This window comes from Yersinia aldovae ATCC 35236, from assembly GCF_000173735.1.
GTDB classification, from domain to species: Bacteria; Pseudomonadota; Gammaproteobacteria; order Enterobacterales; family Enterobacteriaceae; genus Yersinia; species Yersinia aldovae.
Genome location: NZ_ACCB01000010.1, coordinates 98226 through 116583 on the forward strand (window position 1 = coordinate 98226; position 18358 = coordinate 116583).

Consider the following 18358-nt stretch of genomic DNA (forward strand, 5'->3'; position numbering starts at 1 on the left):
AATGTGATAGCTTACGTTTTCACGGTGTATGATGGATAATGGCGGGGAAACTGAGAGACCCGACTCTTTTAATTTTTCAAGGAGCAAAGAATGCTTATTCTGACTCGTCGAGTTGGTGAAACACTCATGATTGGCGATGAGGTTACGGTTACTGTATTAGGGGTTAAAGGCAACCAGGTTCGAATTGGTGTAAATGCTCCGAAAGAGGTTTCTGTTCACCGTGAAGAAATCTACCAGCGCATCCAAGCAGAAAAGTCTCAACCGACGACTTACTGATTTTGAAGCAGCGTCTCGTGTTACACGAGGCGCTACTGCTGTTTATTATGAGCCTGTCCATAATTCTGTGTAACTGCCAACGTATTAAAGGTGATCGCTCAGGCGGTCACCGAACTCGATAATAAAACGACTCATCGCCAGCCGCCAGTTCTGGATCGGCATACTCCATTTTTTCGAAGCATCCTTGATCGCCAGATAAATAACTTTTCGCACTGAGTCATCTGTCGGGAACACTTTCCGTTTCTTTATCGCCTGTCGGATCACGCTGTTCAGCGACTCGATGGCATTCGTGGTGTAGATGGCCTTGCGGATATCGGGCGGGTAGCCGAAGAAGGTGTTGAGATTTTCCCAGTGCGCACGCCAGCTTTTGCTGATTTGCGGATATTTATCGTCCCAGGCATCCGCGAACGTATCCAGCGCCATCAGCGCGCCTTCTTCTGTCGGAGCCTGATACACAGCTTTCAGCCCGCCGGTGACGGCTTTATAGTCCTTCCACGACACGTATTTCAGGCTGTTACGCACCCTATGGATAATGCAGAGCTGGATATGTGTCTGAGGATAAACGCTGTTTATCGCATCCGGGAAACCCTTCAGGCCGTCCACACAGGCAATCAGTATATCCTGAAGCCCCCGGTTTTTAAGCTCGGTCAGCACACTGAGCCAGAACTTCGCCCCTTCATTTTCGGCCAGCCACATACCCAGCAGCTCTTTCTGGCCTTCGGTATTTATGCCCAGCGCGAGGAATACGGCTTTGTTAATCACGCTGCCACCGTGACGAACTTTCACCACGATACAGTCAAGATAAACAATGGGATACAGTGCGTCCAGAGGTCGGTTTTGCCACTCTGTCACCTGTTCTTTAACCGCATCGTACATCTCTTTGAACGTGGCGACAATTTCGCGCGTGGTCATGCCTTTGGCGTACAGGGATAAAATCTGGCTGTCCATCTGTGTGATACGTGTCTGGTTTTTCTTGATGAGCTGAGGCTCAAAGGTGTTTTCACGGTCACGTGGTGTGCTCAGTTCAATCTGGCCATCATCGCACAACAGCATTTTGGATGAATAGCCATTGCGGGTATTCGAGCCTGATTTTGGGGCATTTTTCTCATGGCCGAGGTGATCAGTTAATTCAGCATTCAGCGCCGTTTCGACGGTTAATTTCGTCAGCATGCGGGAAAACGCATTGAGATCGGCTTCGGTTTTAAGGCCTTTAGCCAGTTCAGCAGCGAGCGCTTTGAGTTTCTTTTCGTCCATAATTTGCCTGTCTCCATTGTTGGAGTGAACATATCAAAAACAGGCAGATACACAATTTTAATTACAGTCTCTTTATTATCCCCGTTTCACCGTTTCTTCCTCTTTTTAACATCCCGTGGCCGTGACGATTTATCCTTTTTCGCTGCTTAATCACCGTGCTCTGCATCATTTCTGTTTTTTCTCTGTTTTGCGATATCTGATAAAATGCAATCTTGCCTGTTGATAAAACACTCTTTTTGGCGTCAAACTGGTCATGTTGTGTGGGAATTGCGCAAATAAACGTGAGTTGGGAAAAATTGTTTGACTTATAAGTGCGGGAAAGTAATATGTGCGCCACGCAGTGCCGATGAGCTTCTTCAAAAGCAAGTTAGGTACAAATCGAAAGAAGCGTATGGTGAGGTGGCCGAGAGGCTGAAGGCGCTCCCCTGCTAAGGGAGTATACGGTCAAAAGCTGTATCGAGGGTTCGAATCCCTCCCTCACCGCCATTTACTATGCACCCATAGCTCAGCTGGATAGAGTACTCGGCTACGAACCGAGCGGTCGGAAGTTCGAATCTTCCTGGGTGCACCATATTTTGCAGTATGGTGAAATAGTCAAATGAACATCAGGTAGTGTCAAAGAATTAAATTGCACCCATAGCTCAGCTGGATAGAGTACTCGGCTACGAACCGAGCGGTCGGAAGTTCGAATCTTCCTGGGTGCACCATCTTCTAGGTCATACATCTTGTTGTTAAGTTTCACTTTGTGAAACGCCCCCGTAAAATTAGAAATAAAAATCGCACCCATAGCTCAGCTGGATAGAGTACTCGGCTACGAACCGAGCGGTCGGAAGTTCGAATCTTCCTGGGTGCACCATATTATGAAACCTCGCTACGGCGGGGTTTTCTGCTTTATGGCCTTTGCCTCTTTCTCCCTATCACCCCGCAAAAGCGAAATACCTGAATTCTGTTATCTTGCAATCAACACTTCAATTCATTGGTTTCTCCTATATCAAATAGCAACTTCATTTAGCCTTCCTTATTCTTTATTCAGTAAATTCAATTGATTATACAATGAGCGACAATTTAGTTAGTTTGCGATAAAGTAGCTTTTCATTTTATTCATGGTCTTGGGGCTACGATGTACGATCGCTATGAGGGCCTGATTTTTGATATGGATGGCACCATTCTGGATACCGAGTCTACCCATCGGCAGGCATGGCGGCAGGTGCTAAAGCCTTACGGTATGCATTTTGATGAACAGGCGATGGTTGCGCTAAATGGTTCACCAACCTGGCAGATTGCGCATGTAATTATTACCAATCATCAATCAGATTTGGACCCACATTTTCTGGCAGCAGAGAAAACCGCATTGGTGAAAACGATGCTGTTGGACAATGTGAAGCCTCTGCCGCTCATAGACGTGGTGAAAGCCTATCATGGGCGTAAACCTATGGCTGTAGGCACCGGAAGCGAACATGCTATGGCTGAGCTGCTTCTACGCCATCTAGGTCTGCGCAAGTATTTTGATGCTATCGTCGGTGCTGATGATGTTACCCAACATAAGCCCGAACCCGAGACATTTTTACGTTGCGCGGCATTATTGGGCGTAAGAGCGGAACAATGTGTGGTCTTTGAAGATGCTGATTTTGGTATCGAGGCCGCGAGGCGAGCAAATATGGCGGCTGTTGATGTGCGTCTGCTGTGAGTAGCACGCTGGCTGTTGCTTCATTATTTGGCAGCAGCTTTCTCAGTGCGACGCTCTTACCGGGAAGTTCTGAAATTCTATTAGTCACCCTATTAACGGCAAGCAGTGCGCCGGCTATTATGCTGGTGTTATCTGCCACTGTCGGAAATACCTTGGGGGGGCTAACAAATATTGTTATAGGCCGTTTATTACCGGAACTAAAGTCACAGCGTGGGATGAGCACAGCACTTGGCTGGCTCCAGCGCTTTGGCCCGGCGGCTCTGTTATTGAGCTGGCTACCGATAGTAGGCGATTTGATGTGTGTGTTGGCAGGCTGGTTGCGAATGCCCTGGGGTCTTGTGGTTTTTTTTCTGTGTCTGGGAAAAGCGTTGCGTTATATCGTGTTAACGGTAATTACGTTACAAGGAATCGCCTGGTGGCAGTAAAGCGTGTGACAAACTTACGTAGTCACATCTATGCAGTTTCAGTATGCTGGCGAGTTATGGTTTTCAAGAGCGGGAGGTCGATTTGATCCCGGATGTATCACACGCGCTGACTTGGCTGGAAGCGCACCCTAAAGCCCTGAAAGGGATCCGCCGCGGTATCGAGCGGGAAACATTGAGAGTGACTGCCGATGGCCAATTAGCCTCGACGGGCCACCCGGAGTCATTGGGTGCTGCCCTGACACACCAATGGATTACCACTGATTTTGCTGAGGCACTGCTGGAATTTATTACTCCGGTGGATGGTGATATTGACCATTTACTGACTTTCTTACGTGATATTCACCGTTACACTGCACGTAAGCTGGGTGATGAACGCATGTGGCCACTGAGTATGCCTTGCTTTATTGGGGCCGAGCAGGATATTGAGCTGGCTAAATATGGCTCTTCTAACATTGGTCGCTTCAAGACACTTTACCGTGAGGGCTTAAAAAACCGTTACGGTGCGTTGATGCAAACTATTTCCGGTGTGCACTATAACTTCTCTTTGCCGCTGGAATTTTGGCAGGCATGGGCCGGTGTTACCGATGAGAAAAGTGGCAAAGAAGAGATATCAGCGGGTTATTTCCGCCTGATCCGCAATTATTATCGCTTTGGCTGGGTTATTCCTTATCTGTTCGGTGCTTCCCCGGCGATTTGCTCATCATTCCTGCAAGGGCGTGAAACCGCATTACCGTTTGAACGTAATGATGAAGGGATGTGTTATTTACCGTATGCGACGTCATTGCGCCTCAGTGATCTCGGTTATACCAATAAATCACAAAGCAATTTGGGTATCACGTTTAATGACCTGCATACCTATGTCGATGGGCTGAAGCGTGCGATCCACACGCCATCAGAAGAATATGCAGCGTTGGGGCTAAAAGACGGTGAGCGCCATCTGCAACTGAATACCAATGTATTGCAGATTGAGAATGAGCTGTACGCCCCTATCCGACCTAAGCGGGTTACCCGTGCTGGCGAATCCCCATCTGATGCTTTGTTGCGTGGCGGTATTGAATATATTGAAGTCCGTTCCTTGGATATCAATCCATTCTCACCGATTGGTGTGGATGCGGTACAAGCGCGCTTCCTCGATCTGTTCTTGATCTGGTGTGTGCTGGCGGATGCGCCTGAAATGAGCAGTGATGAGCTGCTGTGTACCCGTAAGAACTGGAATCGGGTCATCTTGGAAGGACGTAAACCGGGGCAGACTATCGGCCAGGGATGTAACGATACCCGAGAGCCGTTACAACAGGTCGGAAAAGATCTGTTTGCCGATTTGCGCCGGGTTGCAGAAGTCTTGGATGGCAAAAATAGCACTGAATATCAACAGGTTTGTGATGAGCTTGTGGCATATTTTGATGATCCGAGCCTGACGTTCTCTGCACGAATTCTGCAAACGATGAAAGAAGGCGGTATTGGCGGTGTTGGCCTTGAGTTAGCGGAGCGCTACAGGGAAATGCTGCAAAGTGAACCGTTGGAATTACTAACTGAGGAGCAATTATCCGAAGAGGGGACTGCTTCTTGGCTGCGTCAACGTGAGCTGGAACTTAAAGATAAGCTAAGCTTTGAAGAGTATTTGGTGCTTCACGGCGGTCAGTAAAAAGAAAAGGCCACATTACTGTGGCCAAATTAACATCTCTGATAACAGGGATGATGATAACAAATGCGCGTCTTTCACCTATTAAGACGTTCAGTATTCGAAAAAGTTTCACGGGTTGCGAAAAAAGATCAGATAAAAAATTATTTTTTTATGAGGAGGCGACTAAATGCCATTATTGGATAGCTTTACCGTAGACCATACCATCATGGAGGCGCCGGCTGTACGTGTTGCTAAGACGATGAAAACGCCTCATGGTGACGAGATAACGGTATTTGATTTACGCTTCTGTAAACCGAATATAGACGTGTTGCCAGAGAAAGGAATTCATACGCTGGAACATCTGTTTGCCGGTTTTATGCGTGACCACCTCAATGGTAATGGTGTGGAAATTATTGATATCTCGCCGATGGGATGCCGAACGGGTTTCTACATGAGCTTGATTGGTACGCCAGATGAGCAACGTGTCGCAGATGCCTGGAAAGCGGCAATGGCTGATGTGTTGCAGGTAACCGACCAGCGGAAAATCCCTGAGCTGAATGAGTATCAGTGTGGCACTTATCATATGCATTCGTTGGAAGAAGCGCAGGTGATTGCCAAAAGGATTATTGACCAAGGTGTGGGTATTAACGACAGTAAAAAACTGGCGCTATCGGAAACAAAACTGGCTGAGCTACATATCTAGTTTTGGAAAGAGAAATGCAAAAAAGACGCTGATAAGGCGTCTTTTTTATTCGTCCAGCAAAGTGTGTGGCTGGTGATTATTCAGAATTATTACCGTTAGCCATCGGTTTTACCCGCACCTGCTTAATCATATTGTCTTGAACATCCAGTACATCAATAATGTAACTGCCTATCCGCACCTGAGCGTGTACTTGCGGGATTTCTTCGAGTTCTTCCAGTAACATGCCGTTGATAGTACGGGCATCAATAGGTAGCGACCAATTGAACGCTTTATTCAGTTCCCGCACACTGGCACTCCCATCAATGAGTACCGAACCATCACTCTGTGGATTGACCTCTTCTGCCAGACTAGGAGACATGGAGGTGGTGAAGTCACCGACGATCTCTTCCAAAATATCCTCAACGGTAACTAACCCTTGAATATCACCATATTCATCGACAATCATGCCAACTTTTTCTTTATTCCGTTGGAATTTAACCAACTGAACATTCAGAGGCGTGCCCTCGGGAATAAAGTAGATTTCATCCGCTGCCCGCAACAGGTTCTCTTTATTGAATTCCTTTTTCTCGGTCATGAGCCGATAAGCTTCTCGTACGCGCAGCATCCCGATGGCATCGTCCAGTGATTGGCGATATAACACGATGCGGCCATGAGGTGAGTGCGTCAGTTGCCGCATAATAGACTTCCAATCATCACTGATATCAATGCCGACAACTTCATTGCGTGGCACCATGATGTCGCTAACCGTCACTTTTTCCAGGTCCAGTACCGATATCAGCATGTCCTGATTACGACGGGATATTTGTGAGTGTGATTCATTCACAATACTGCGCAATTCGTCTTTGCTAACCGCATCACTGCTGTGCACATTCCCTCTAATACCACATAGACGCATCAGTATCCGCGTGATGGTATTGAGCAACCACACCAGTGGCATCATGATTTTTTGTAACGGAGCCAGCAAAACGCTGCTGGGGAAGGCGACGCGCTCAGGATAAAGGGCGGCAATTGTTTTTGGCATCACTTCAGCAAAAATAAGCACCACAAAAGTTAATACGCCGGTGGCTATGGCGACCCCGGCATTGCCATATAAGCGGATACCGACAATTGTTGCCAATGCTGAAGCCAGAATATTGACCAGATTATTGCCAATTAATACCAGGCTTATTAGGCGATCGGGGCGGCGTAGTAGCTTTTCAACCCGGCGAGCGGCTCGATTACCTTGTTTTGAGAGATGTCGCAGACGATAACGGTTAAGTGTCATCATGCCGGTTTCGGAAGCAGAAAAATACGCCGAAACCACGACCATAATGACCAGAATGATGATCAGCGTGCTAGTTGATACGTGATCCAACGCAGTGTTCCTTATTACGGTGAGGACCTTGCCAGTTCAACAGGCCATGAGCTAGTGGCTGTGGCCGGGGTAACTAACGATGGCATCTGTTACATGTATCAGCTAACCATGATTTCCTGAACCAAACGGCTACCAAAATAAGCCAGCGTAAGCAGAAATGCGCCAGCAAAACTAAACCAAATAACCCTGCGCCCGCGCCAGCCTTCGTGATAATGGCCCCATAATAAAACAATATAGACAAACCAGGCCATGATCGATAACACCGCTTTATGGACATTTTCTTTACTGAATATATTGTCCATATAAAGTAAACCGGTACATAACGTCAGTGTTAGCAATACCACCCCAATCTGGGTGATATGAAACATCTTACGCTCAATACTCATTAATGGCGGCATGTCAGCATTAAATGTCAGTTTTTTATTCTTTAACTGATAGTCGAGCCAGGCTAACTGCAACGCGTAGAGAGCTGCGATGATAAGTGTTGCATAGGCAAACAGCGCCAATCCAATGTGAACAAATATCTCGGGGCTGGCTTCCAAATGGGTAATAAACTCACCGGGTAGCAAGCTGGCCAGTGCCAAATTAATCATAGCGAAGCTATAAACAATGGGCAGCAAGAACCAGCCACGTCCCCGTGAGGCGACAATGGTCATGATAGTGCAGATCATTAGCCCAACGATTGAGCCGATATTCAATAACGTCAGATTTTGTCCGCCGCCGACATCAAAAATCTGATGTTTTAGGGCAATAGCATGGCACACTAGCGCCACGACGGCAGAAACCAGCGCTAATCGCCGGTAAGCACTGTTTTTCTGCACCAGACTTGGGATAATCAACCCCAGACTGAGTGAATAAGCGATCAAAGCCAAAATGGAGAACACAGGCATAGCGGTATATTAAGCATCGGCTAAGTGAATTAGATAGCCAGTATAGCGTTGAGCGCGTTCCTCTCCAACCGTTCTCAGACTTGAGGGCAGAGATCGTTTAAGCTTCGTGTTATAATCCCCCCATTGTGTCGCCAGAGCGGCCTGTTTCCACGTTGAGTATGAGACGATGTTTGAGAACTTAACTGATCGATTATCGCGCACACTGCGCAATATCAGCGGCCGTGGCCGGCTGACAGAAGAAAATATTAAAGAAACGCTGCGTGAAGTGCGCATGGCGTTACTGGAAGCTGACGTGGCTCTGCCGGTGGTTCGTGACTTTATAAACCGGGTAAAAGAGCGTGCTGTCGGGCATGAGGTGAATAAAAGCCTCACGCCAGGGCAGGAATTCGTCAAAATCGTTAAAAATGAACTTATCGCCGCGATGGGCGAGGTCAATAACGAACTGAATCTGGCCGCCCAACCGCCAGCCGTGGTGTTAATGGCTGGTCTGCAAGGTGCGGGTAAAACCACCAGTGTGGCCAAGCTGGGTAAGTTCCTTAAAGAAAAACAGAAGAAAAAAGTGCTGGTTGTTTCCGCTGACGTGTATCGCCCTGCGGCGATTAAGCAGTTGGAAACCCTGGCTGAGGGTGTTGGCATTGATTTCTTCCCGTCTGATGCACAGGAAAAACCGATTGATATCGTCAATCGTGCCCTGCAACAGGCAAAACTTAAGTTTTATGATGTTCTGATTGTCGATACCGCCGGTCGTTTGCACGTCGATGAAGCGATGATGGACGAGATCAAACAGATTCATGCCGCGATTAACCCGGTTGAAACTCTGTTTGTCGTGGATGCCATGACCGGTCAGGATGCGGCTAACACAGCGAAAGCATTTAATGAAGCACTGCCGCTCACCGGCGTGGTGTTGACCAAAGTTGACGGTGATGCCCGTGGTGGTGCTGCGCTGTCGATTCGTCATATTACTGGCAAGCCGATTAAATTCCTCGGTGTCGGTGAAAAGTCAGATGCGCTTGAACCTTTCCACCCCGATCGTGTGGCTTCACGTATTCTGGGGATGGGCGATGTACTCTCCCTGATTGAAGATATCGAAAGCAAAGTTGACCGTGCGCAAGCGGAAAAACTGGCCACCAAGCTGAAAAAAGGTGATGGCTTTGATCTCAATGACTTCTTGGATCAACTAAAGCAAATGCGCAATATGGGCGGTATGGCCAGCATGTTAAGTAAAATGCCGGGTGCGGGCCAGTTGCCAGATAACGTGAAATCGCAGATGGATGATAAAGTGACCGTGCGGATGGAGGCCATCATCAACTCGATGACGCCGAAAGAGCGCGCCAAGCCAGAAATCATCAAAGGTTCACGTAAGCGCCGTATTGCCACTGGTTCTGGTGTGCAAGTGCAGGATGTTAACCGCTTGCTCAAGCAGTTTGATGACATGCAGCGCATGATGAAGAAAATGAAAAATGGCGGCCTGGCCAAAATGATGCGTGGCATGAAAGGTATGATGCCACCGGGTTTCCCAGGGCGCTAAACATCATTTTACGCAGTGGTGCTAACCGGCGTATGATGAGCAAAGATTTCCCGCTGAAAATGGCGGTAAACGAAGAAAATTGTACTCATTCCAAAGTGAGCGCATAGGAATCTACGCTTTAGATTGCTTTTTGCGCCAAAATGAGTAAAATTTTCGGGCTTTTTATATTGCAACTGGACCCCGTTCCCCGATGGGGTCCAGTTGTTTTATTAACTAATGAGGATGTTATGGTAACAATTCGTTTGGCTCGTGGCGGCGCTAAAAAGCGTCCGTTCTATCAAGTAGTAGTGACTGACAGCCGTAATGCTCGTGACGGCCGTTTCATCGAACGTGTAGGCTTCTTTAACCCGATCGCATCTGGTCAGGCTGAAGCTCTGCGTTTGGACCTGGATCGTATCAACCATTGGGTTGGCCTGGGTGCAACAGTTTCTGATCGCGTATCTGCGCTGATCAAAGACGCTAAGAAAGCAGCTTAATCTGTCGCGGTGGTGGTTATTTTATGAGCAAGCAACTCAATCCAGTGGTTCCCGAACAGCCGATTGTTCTCGGTAAAATGGGTTCAACTTACGGCATTCGCGGTTGGCTCAGAGTATTTTCATCCACCGAGAACGCCGAAAGCATTTTTGATTACCAGCCGTGGTTTATCCAGCAGGGTGGTAAGTGGCAGCATGTCGAGTTGGAAGACTGGAAGCGCCACAGTCAAGATCTGATCATCAAAGTTAAAGATGTTGACGATCGGGATGCCGCGAATTTACTGACTAATTGCGAGATTATCGTAGATTCCAAGCAACTACCCACACTAGAAGAGGATGATTACTACTGGAAAGACCTTATGGGTTGTCAGGTAGTAACAACCACGGGTTACGAACTGGGCAAAATCATCGATATGATGGAAACCGGTTCTAACGATGTGATGGTAGTGAAGGCAAACCTGAAAGATGCATTCGGTATGAAGGAGCGGTTGGTCCCGTTTCTTCATGGGCAGGTTATCAAGAAAGTCGATCTCACTGCTCAACGTGTTGAAGTAGATTGGGATCCTGGTTTTTGACCTCCGAATTAAACGGCAAAAATGAGTGGAACAAAACAATGTGGATTGGTGTTATTAGCCTGTTTCCCGAGATGTTCCGCGCAATAACCGATTACGGGGTGACTGGCCGGGCAGTAAAGAATGGCCTGCTGAGCGTGCAGTGTTGGAGTCCTCGTGACTTTACCTACGATCGGCATCGTACCGTGGATGACCGCCCATATGGTGGCGGCCCGGGGATGTTGATGATGGTGCAACCGCTAAGGGAAGCCATCCATGCAGCAAAAGCAGCGGCAGGCGAGGGAGCAAAGGTGATTTATCTGTCACCTCAAGGGCGCAAACTGGACCAACAGGGTGTTTGCGAACTGGCTACCAATCAGAAGATGATTCTGGTGTGTGGTCGGTACGAAGGCGTTGATGAGCGCGTAATCAAAACCGAAATTGATGAAGAATGGTCAATTGGTGATTACGTTCTCAGCGGTGGCGAGCTGCCAGCAATGACGCTGATAGATTCAGTCTCCCGGTTTATTCCGGGTGTACTAGGTCATCAGGCTTCGGCGGAGGAAGATTCCTTTGTTGATGGATTGCTGGATTGCCCACACTACACTCGTCCTGAGGTGTTAGCAGGGATGGAAGTACCGCCAGTCTTGCTGTCGGGTAACCATGCCGAGATTCGTCGCTGGCGCTTAAAGCAGTCGCTGGGCCGTACCTGGCTTAGAAGACCTGAACTTCTGGAAAGCCTAGCTCTGACTGACGAGCAAATGGTGTTGCTGGCTGAGTTCCAACGGGAACACAAGCCCTGAAGCAACAGAACTATGAAAGGAATGTTGTGCCGCGTGCCAACTTCCTGATATATCAGTTTACCTAGGGTAAGAGACTTATTATGAGCAATATTATCAAGCAAATCGAACAAGAGCAGATGAAGCAAGACGTGCCTGCATTCCGTCCGGGTGATTCCGTGGAAGTTAAGGTATGGGTTGTTGAAGGTTCTAAAAAGCGTCTGCAGGCATTCGAGGGCGTGGTTATCGCTATTCGTAACCGCGGTCTGCATTCTGCGTTCACCGTTCGTAAAATTTCCAACGGCGAAGGTGTTGAGCGTGTATTCCAAACTCACTCCCCAGTAATCGACAGCATTACTGTGAAACGTCGTGGTGCCGTTCGTCAAGCGAAACTGTACTATCTGCGTGAGCGTACTGGTAAGTCTGCTCGTATCAAAGAGCGCCTTAACCGCACTAACTAAGGTACAGCTCAGGCTTCATCCAAAAGTTAATAGTTATGAAGGGGTTAGCCATGTGCTAACCCCTTTTTTTATTCCTATACTCGTCATACTTCAAGCTGCATATGCGTTAGTTGCCTTCGCTGCGAGCCGCGTTCAAATCTGCTCCCAGCAGATTTGTCACCCCAGTCACTTACTCGTGCAAGCTCCAGGGGGTTTACTCCGTTGCTGCCTTTGTGCAACTCGAATTATTTAGGGTATAGAAGATAAATAGAAGGGATATCAGAGGGAATTAGCGTGGCATCACACCACGCTATAGATAATGATTAGAGGCCGTAAACCAGAGTTACCGATGTTGTGGTATCAGTATTTTTTGGTGCACTGGCAGGTGGCTTAGTGTTGTAGGTCACGACATAAGCCAGGCGTAATGCGAAACTTTTATTGATAGCAACATTCAACGCCGTTTCGGAGTTCAACGTCGTTTCTTCGTTTGCTAATGCAGAAACACCTTCACTGAACACCGTATTATCGGTCAGTTGATAAGTATAGTTTGCACCGCCATAAGCCAATGCTTTCGTCGCACGTCCACCGCCATAAAACTCATCATGGCGAACGCCCGGACCAAATTCCACCCGCAGATTATGCAGTGGTGTGGTCATAATCTGACGACCATAACCCGTGGTTAAAACAGAGCGGGAATCAAAACCGTTATAACGGTCACTCAACCAACTGGCTTGCCCAAATAGATAGTTACGATCAGTCAGATTGTAGCGAGTACGGCCACCTAACTGATAACGTTCGGAAGAGCGCTCATTGTTAGCACTGGTATTACGGGCCGCTCCCCACAAACTATAAGCGGTGTTAGGCTGGAACCAGGTTAAGGTTGAGTTAGCGGTCAATGTCGAGTTGGTGGTATTGCCTGACTGTGCGGTATAGCCTGCTTCAACGGTACCATCGAAGCTCTTTTTGGCTGTGGCTGGATCGTCTAAGGCAGTAAAAACAGTCCCATCAGCAAGAACAGAAGTGCTGAAAAGAGATAACGCGAGTGTGCTGAGATAAAACGGCAACGCCCTGGTATGACGCAAAGAGAACATAATAGGCCTATGGTGAAAAAACGATGTTGTGATGCGGCCCGCATTGTATCAGGTGTGATAAAAGTTATTCAGAAGATATTTCCGATTAAATAATTAATTATAACAACTGTCATTTTCCAATGAGTTGATTCTTAAAATGTAATAAAGGGAAAGTGTGTTTTGAAGTGAAAGAACATAAAACGATAATAAACTATGGCAGCACTCGGTTGATATCATTGTTAATGAGGTGAATATACCATCGAAATACTCCACCTTTTTATGTCAATAATTGACTTTATCGCCAGATAATAGTTGGAAATAAATGAAAAAGGCCGAAATAAATCGGCCTCTGAGGTTTTATAATCGCTATTACATAAACGTCGTTACCAGCAGGTAACCGGTAATACAAGAACAGATGACGCCAATAAGACCTGGAATGATAAAACTGTGGTTAATAATGAATTTACCAATTTTAGTTGTTCCGGAGCGGTCAAAACCGATACAGGCAAGGTCACTTGGGTAAGTCGGTAAAACAAAGTAACCGTAGGCCGCCGGGAAGAATGCAATCAGCATTTTAGGGTCAACACCTAACTGTAAGCCCATCGGTGCAATGGCTGCGAGTGCCGCAGCTTGGCTGTTTACCAGTTTGGATACCAGGAACAGTACAATGGCATAGGTCCACGGTTGGCTCTTCACCACATCTTCTAATACCAACTTCAATTCACCCATATGGGCCTGGAAGAAGGTATCACTCATCCAGGCAACACCGAATACAGAGAATATGGCGACCATACCTGCTTTGAACACCGCACCATTAGAGATATCGCTGGGTTTAACTTTACAGCCAATAAGAATAACTGCGCCGGCAATTAACATCATCATCTGAATAACCAGATTCATCGACAATGATTGCATTTTACCTTTAACTTCAAATGCAGGGCGCAGATCAGCAAAGGCACCAAGCAATACTACGATTGCGATAGCTGCGAAGAATATCCAGGTCGACCAATAAGCTTGTTTTGGGAAAACCTGATTCAATAACGTATCTGTTGAGCCATAGATGAAAGCGCGCTGTTCTGGGTCTTTGATTTTTTCCTGAAAATCAGGATCTTTATCTAAATCTTTGCCGCGGCGAAGGCTCCATAATGCGGCCATCAGTACCCCGACCAAAGAGGCTGGGACTGATACGGCTAAAATTTCCAGAATGCTATATGCATGGCCGATACCATGATTGGCACCAATAATTGATACTAATGACACCACCGCGACCGATACCGGGGATGCGGTAATTGCCATTTGCGAGGCAACTGATGCCACCGCCATTGGGCGTTCCGGGCGAATGCCTTTTTTAATGGCAATATCAGAAATAATAGGGAACATGGTATAAACAACATGCCCGGTGCCGCATAAAAAGGTTAATGACCAGGTTGTGAAGGGAGCTAATAGCGTAATGTGCTGAGGATGTTTTCGTAATAATCGTTCAGCAAATTGCATCATGACATTTAAGCCACCGGCAGTTTGTAATACAGCAGCACAACCAATAACGGCTAATATTGTCAGCATGACATCGACTGGCGGTTTACCGGGTTCGAGGCCAAAGATAAAGGTTAGAATAAAGAGGCCAATACCACTTATTAACCCTAGCCCCATACCACCGTAGCGAGTCCCCAGTAATAGACAGAGGATTATAATTATAAATTGCAGTGTTATCATAACGTTCCCTTGCTTCCGACATGAATGAAATTCAGTGTGGTATTTGCTTTTTTTAAGCAATGAGTATGGCTCTTATTCGTCTTTCTCTATCAGAGAATAAATTGCATTGATTAAATTTGGGCTAATATCAAGGGAGTATTGTTGAGTTATGTAATTAATTAAATCTGAGAGCTGCCTCTATTTTTATCGCCATGCTGACTTTTCTAATTAAATAAAGTGGTATGCCGGAAAATTAAGGATATATAAAAGTTAAAATGTAAAAATAATGTATTAATATTGTTTTGTTTTAATGTGTTAATTATCTAACGAAATGTATTTATCGTTACATTGTGGTTTTAAATTATCAATAGTCCGTAACTTATGGGATTGCCAACCCTCAGCTAATCCCCAACTTTTCCTTTAGGGGTTTCAGGTAGCGACGGCTGACAGGAATATGTTTACCGGAACGGGTGATCACTTCTGCGGAGCCATTGTCCATCAACTGAATCTCTCCTAACTGCTCGGTATTGACCATATATTGCCGGTGACAGCGAACAAAAGGGGTTTTTTCTTCCAGAGTTTTGAGTGATAACTGGGTATAGCCGGATTGCACCGTTCCGATGACATGCACCCCACTTAGCTCAGAACTGAGATATTCCACCTCCTCAATTTTGAGTAAAAAGATACGATTGTGACCAGAGCAAGGAATATGGCGCAGCATCGGTTCTGTGATTTTTTGTAAATTATTTTTTACACAAAGACCTCTTCTGAGGCGAGCTAGCGTTTTGGCTAACCGCTGCTGGTCGAGTGGTTTTAACAGATAGTCAAAGGCGTGTTCTTCAAAAGCACGAATGGCATATTCGTCGTAAGCTGTGACAAAAACGATATGTGGCATGTTGTCGGGATTCAGCATTGATGCCAGCTCCAGGCCATTTATTCTGGGCATCTGGATGTCGAGAAATATGACATCAGGCTGTAGGCGCTGGATTGCAGGGATGGCTTCCAGTGCGTTGCTACATTCGGCGACGATCTCAATATCCTGTTCTTCACTTAATCTCTCGCGTAAATCTTCACGCGCAGGTTGTTCATCGTCGACGATGATGACTCTTAACATATAGCCTCCACAAATTTCTCGCATTTTATCATGGCCTTCGAGGGAGGTTGAGACCATCGGTGTAAACTGAGACTTACCGCAAACGTTAGACTGAAATGTGCCTGTAAACTCGGTGGTAATTATTTATTTACACTTATGGATTGAAAACTTTACACGTCATGGTATTGTAAAGCTCTCAAACGATAAATACGCAAAATGACATCCGCTAAACAGAGACAGGTAAAGAATATGATCATGCAAAAAGATGCGCTCAATAATGTCCATATCAGTGCTGAACAAATACTGATAACGCCGGAAGAACTGAAAAACCAGTTTCCATTGAGCGCCAATGATCAGTATGCGATTGCAACCGCACGCAAAACCATTGCTGACATTGTTCAGGGACGCGATCCACGCCTATTGGTGGTGTGCGGCCCATGCTCGATCCACGATGTGGATGCCGCTCTGGATTATGCGCGTCGTTTGCAGACCCTCGCTGCACAATTGAGTGATAGCCTGTATATCGTTATGCGAGTCTATTTTGAAAAACCACGAACCACGGTAGGCTGGAAAGGTCTCATTAATGATCCGGCAATGGACGGTTCCTTTGATGTGGAAGCGGGTTTACATATTGCCCGTCGTTTATTGCTGGATTTAGTCGGTATGGGATTGCCATTGGCAACGGAGGCTCTGGACCCGAATAGCCCGCAATACTTAGGCGACCTGTTTAGTTGGTCGGCAATCGGTGCGCGCACCACCGAATCGCAAACTCACCGTGAAATGGCTTCAGGTTTATCCATGCCAGTTGGGTTTAAGAATGGTACTGACGGCAGTTTGGGCACTGCTATCAATGCGATGCGCGCCGCCGCTATGCCACACCGCTTCATGGGGATTAACCAGTCGGGCCAAGTTTGCCTACTGCAAACTCAGGGCAACCCAGATGGTCATGTGATTTTGCGCGGTGGTAAAACACCTAATTACAGCGCACAAGATGTCGCTCAGTGTGAAAAACAGATGCAGGATGCAGGACTCGTTCCATCCTTAATGATAGATTGCAGTCATGGTAATTCGAATAAAGACTACCGTCGTCAGGTTGCGGTTGCTGAATCTGTGGTTGAACAGATTCAGGCGGGTAATCGTTCTATCACGGGTGTGATGCTGGAAAGTAACATCCATGAGGGTAATCAGTCATCTGAGCAACCTCGTGCCGATATGCGCTACGGTGTTTCAGTAACCGATGCTTGTATTGACTGGGAAAGCACCGAGACCCTGTTACGCGGTATGCGCCAGGCGTTGCGTTCAGCGCTGGCGACACGGACTGTAAAGGAAAAGTAAGTATGGTGGCTGAACTGACCGCTTTACGTGATCAAATTGATGAAGTCGATAAAGCACTATTGGATTTGCTGGCAAAACGCCTGCATTTGGTGGCAGAAGTCGGTGAAGTAAAAAGCCGCTATGGTTTGCCTATCTATGTTCCAGACCGTGAGGCCGCAATGCTGGCCTCACGTCGGCAAGAGGCAGAGGCTTTAGGCGTACCCCCTGATTTGATTGAAGATGTATTGCGCCGGGTGATGCGTGAGTCTTATACCAGCGAAAATGATAAAGGTTTTAAAACCCTGTGCCCACAATTGCGCTCGGTGGTTATCATCGGTGGTGAAGGGCAGATGGGGCGCTTATTTAGCCGAATGCTCACACTGTCCGGTTATCAGATAAAAACGCTGGAACACGACGATTGGCCGCAGGCTGAATCTATTCTGGCAGATGCCGGGATGGTGATTGTCAGCGTACCGATTCATATCACGGAAGAAGTGATTGGCCGGTTACCTAAATTGCCGTCAGATTGTATTTTGCTGGATCTTGCTTCAGTCAAAAATAAGCCGTTGCAAGCGATGCTAGCCGCTCATGATGGCCCAGTTGTCGGCCTACACCCGATGTTTGGGCCAGATGTTGGCAGCCTGGCGAAGCAGGTTGTGGTGTATTGCGATGGGCGTGACCCGCAAGCCTATCAGTGGCTGCTCGAGCAGTTGCAGGTATGGGGCGCGCGATTACATCGTTCCAGCGCGGTCGAACATGACCAGAATATGGCGTTCATTCAGGCATTAAGGCATTTTGCGACTTTTGCCTATGGGCTGCATTTGGCCGAGGAGAATGTGCAACTCGAACAACTGTTAGCGCTTTCTTCGCCAATCTATCGTCTGGAATTGGCAATGGTGGGGCGGCTATTCGCACAAGATCCACAACTGTACGCTGATATTATTATGTCGTCGGAAGATAATCTGGCGCTGATCAAGCGTTACTATAAACGCTTTGGTGAGGCGATCACCTTGCTTGAGCAAAATGACAAACAAGCCTTTGTGCAAAGTTTCCAGAAAGTTGAGTGTTGGTTTGGTGATTATGCGGAGCGCTTCTTGATGGAGAGCCGTTCATTATTGCGTCAGGCGAATGATAATCGCCAGTAATTATACCCGTCATCTTTCAAGCCGCAGGTGTGTTGACTGCACTCGTTTACCCGAATCACTTAC

At 47.0% G+C, this 18358-nt stretch carries 18 protein-coding genes and 4 tRNA genes; 16 read left to right on the plus strand and 6 right to left on the minus strand.

The annotated features are described in order from the left end of the window. Positions 1 to 90 precede the first annotated feature (90 nt). Positions 91 to 276 carry a carbon storage regulator CsrA gene (gene csrA, locus YALDO0001_RS06810; protein WP_002209449.1) on the plus strand — a complete coding sequence of 62 codons (186 nt, stop codon included), beginning with the start codon at positions 91 to 93 and terminating at the stop codon, positions 274 to 276. Positions 277 to 360: 84 nt separating this feature from the next. Here csrA and YALDO0001_RS06815 read toward each other — a convergent pair whose 3' ends face one another. After that, on the minus strand, positions 361 to 1530 hold the full coding sequence (locus YALDO0001_RS06815) for an IS256 family transposase (RefSeq protein ID WP_004701261.1): 1170 nt from the start codon (positions 1528 to 1530) through the stop codon (positions 361 to 363). A gap of 393 nt (positions 1531 to 1923) precedes the next feature. On the opposite strand from YALDO0001_RS06815, the gene YALDO0001_RS06820 reads away from it, so the two are divergent. The 8 genes from YALDO0001_RS06820 to luxS all read left to right on the plus strand — a co-directional run bounded on the left by YALDO0001_RS06820 (position 1924) and on the right by luxS (position 5966). Further along, positions 1924 to 2016 (plus strand) — tRNA-Ser (locus tag YALDO0001_RS06820). An 8-nt stretch (positions 2017 to 2024) separates the two neighbouring features. Then, positions 2025 to 2101 (plus strand) — tRNA-Arg (locus YALDO0001_RS06825). A 59-nt stretch (positions 2102 to 2160) separates the two neighbouring features. Then, positions 2161 to 2237, plus strand: a tRNA-Arg gene (locus tag YALDO0001_RS06830). A 72-nt stretch (positions 2238 to 2309) separates the two neighbouring features. Continuing rightward, a tRNA-Arg gene (locus tag YALDO0001_RS06835) sits at positions 2310 to 2386 on the plus strand. A gap of 264 nt (positions 2387 to 2650) precedes the next feature. After that, complete coding sequence (gene yqaB, locus YALDO0001_RS06840) at positions 2651 to 3217, plus strand: fructose-1-phosphate/6-phosphogluconate phosphatase (RefSeq protein WP_004701264.1); 567 nt, start codon at positions 2651 to 2653, stop codon at positions 3215 to 3217. After that, on the plus strand, positions 3214 to 3642 hold the full coding sequence (locus YALDO0001_RS06845) for a YqaA family protein (RefSeq protein ID WP_042839518.1): 429 nt from the start codon (positions 3214 to 3216) through the stop codon (positions 3640 to 3642). The genes yqaB and YALDO0001_RS06845 overlap by 4 nt, the downstream gene beginning before the upstream one ends. Before the next feature lie 43 nt (positions 3643 to 3685). Next, positions 3686 to 5284, plus strand: a complete 1599-nt coding sequence (gshA, locus tag YALDO0001_RS06850; protein ID WP_004701268.1) for a glutamate--cysteine ligase — start codon at positions 3686 to 3688, stop codon at positions 5282 to 5284. A gap of 166 nt (positions 5285 to 5450) precedes the next feature. Next, entirely contained in the window at positions 5451 to 5966 is a 516-nt protein-coding gene (gene luxS / locus YALDO0001_RS06855) for an S-ribosylhomocysteine lyase (RefSeq protein WP_042839519.1), read from the plus strand. Positions 5967 to 6042: 76 nt separating this feature from the next. Here luxS and YALDO0001_RS06860 read toward each other — a convergent pair whose 3' ends face one another. Together YALDO0001_RS06860 and YALDO0001_RS06865 are read right to left on the minus strand one after the other, a co-directional pair. After that, positions 6043 to 7320, minus strand: a complete 1278-nt coding sequence (locus YALDO0001_RS06860; protein ID WP_042839521.1) for an HlyC/CorC family transporter — start codon at positions 7318 to 7320, stop codon at positions 6043 to 6045. Positions 7321 to 7418: 98 nt separating this feature from the next. Then, the gene (locus YALDO0001_RS06865) at positions 7419 to 8210 is read right to left on the minus strand and encodes a cytochrome C assembly family protein (RefSeq protein ID WP_004701274.1); all 792 of its coding nucleotides are present in this window, start codon (positions 8208 to 8210) and stop codon (positions 7419 to 7421) included. A gap of 166 nt (positions 8211 to 8376) precedes the next feature. On the opposite strand from YALDO0001_RS06865, the gene ffh reads away from it, so the two are divergent. The 5 genes from ffh (at position 8377) to rplS (ending at position 12002) form a co-directional block, all read left to right on the plus strand. Continuing rightward, the gene (gene ffh / locus YALDO0001_RS06870) at positions 8377 to 9738 is read left to right on the plus strand and encodes a signal recognition particle protein (protein WP_004701276.1); all 1362 of its coding nucleotides are present in this window, start codon (positions 8377 to 8379) and stop codon (positions 9736 to 9738) included. A gap of 227 nt (positions 9739 to 9965) precedes the next feature. Next, entirely contained in the window at positions 9966 to 10214 is a 249-nt protein-coding gene (gene rpsP / locus YALDO0001_RS06875) for a 30S ribosomal protein S16 (RefSeq protein ID WP_042548681.1), read from the plus strand. Positions 10215 to 10237: 23 nt separating this feature from the next. Continuing rightward, positions 10238 to 10786, plus strand: coding sequence for a ribosome maturation factor RimM (gene rimM / locus YALDO0001_RS06880; protein WP_004701280.1), 549 nt, complete (start codon positions 10238 to 10240; stop codon positions 10784 to 10786). A gap of 38 nt (positions 10787 to 10824) precedes the next feature. Continuing rightward, positions 10825 to 11565: a tRNA (guanosine(37)-N1)-methyltransferase TrmD gene (gene trmD, locus YALDO0001_RS06885; protein WP_004701281.1), complete on the plus strand. Its 741-nt coding sequence runs from the start codon at positions 10825 to 10827 to the stop codon at positions 11563 to 11565. 80 nt (positions 11566 to 11645) lie between these two features. Next, a complete protein-coding gene (rplS, locus tag YALDO0001_RS06890; RefSeq protein ID WP_004393427.1) occupies positions 11646 to 12002 on the plus strand; it encodes a 50S ribosomal protein L19 in 357 nt (118 codons plus the stop codon). Positions 12003 to 12304: 302 nt separating this feature from the next. Here the strand turns inward: rplS and YALDO0001_RS06895 are convergent, their stop codons facing one another. The 3 genes from YALDO0001_RS06895 to btsR all read right to left on the minus strand — a co-directional run bounded on the left by YALDO0001_RS06895 (position 12305) and on the right by btsR (position 15857). Beyond that, positions 12305 to 13072 carry a DUF481 domain-containing protein gene (locus tag YALDO0001_RS06895; protein ID WP_004701284.1) on the minus strand — a complete coding sequence of 256 codons (768 nt, stop codon included), beginning with the start codon at positions 13070 to 13072 and terminating at the stop codon, positions 12305 to 12307. 348 nt (positions 13073 to 13420) lie between these two features. Next, on the minus strand, positions 13421 to 14764 hold the full coding sequence (locus tag YALDO0001_RS06900; protein WP_004701287.1) for an anaerobic C4-dicarboxylate transporter: 1344 nt from the start codon (positions 14762 to 14764) through the stop codon (positions 13421 to 13423). 376 nt (positions 14765 to 15140) lie between these two features. Then, positions 15141 to 15857: a two-component system response regulator BtsR gene (gene btsR / locus YALDO0001_RS06905; RefSeq protein ID WP_004701288.1), complete on the minus strand. Its 717-nt coding sequence runs from the start codon at positions 15855 to 15857 to the stop codon at positions 15141 to 15143. A 234-nt stretch (positions 15858 to 16091) separates the two neighbouring features. On the opposite strand from btsR, the gene YALDO0001_RS06910 reads away from it, so the two are divergent. Together YALDO0001_RS06910 and tyrA are read left to right on the plus strand one after the other, a co-directional pair. After that, positions 16092 to 17171 (plus strand): 3-deoxy-7-phosphoheptulonate synthase, encoded by a 1080-nt coding sequence (locus YALDO0001_RS06910; protein WP_042548682.1) that lies wholly within the window; start codon positions 16092 to 16094, stop codon positions 17169 to 17171. A 2-nt stretch (positions 17172 to 17173) separates the two neighbouring features. Next, positions 17174 to 18295: a bifunctional chorismate mutase/prephenate dehydrogenase gene (gene tyrA / locus YALDO0001_RS06915; RefSeq protein ID WP_004701292.1), complete on the plus strand. Its 1122-nt coding sequence runs from the start codon at positions 17174 to 17176 to the stop codon at positions 18293 to 18295. Positions 18296 to 18358: the final 63 nt, after the last annotated feature.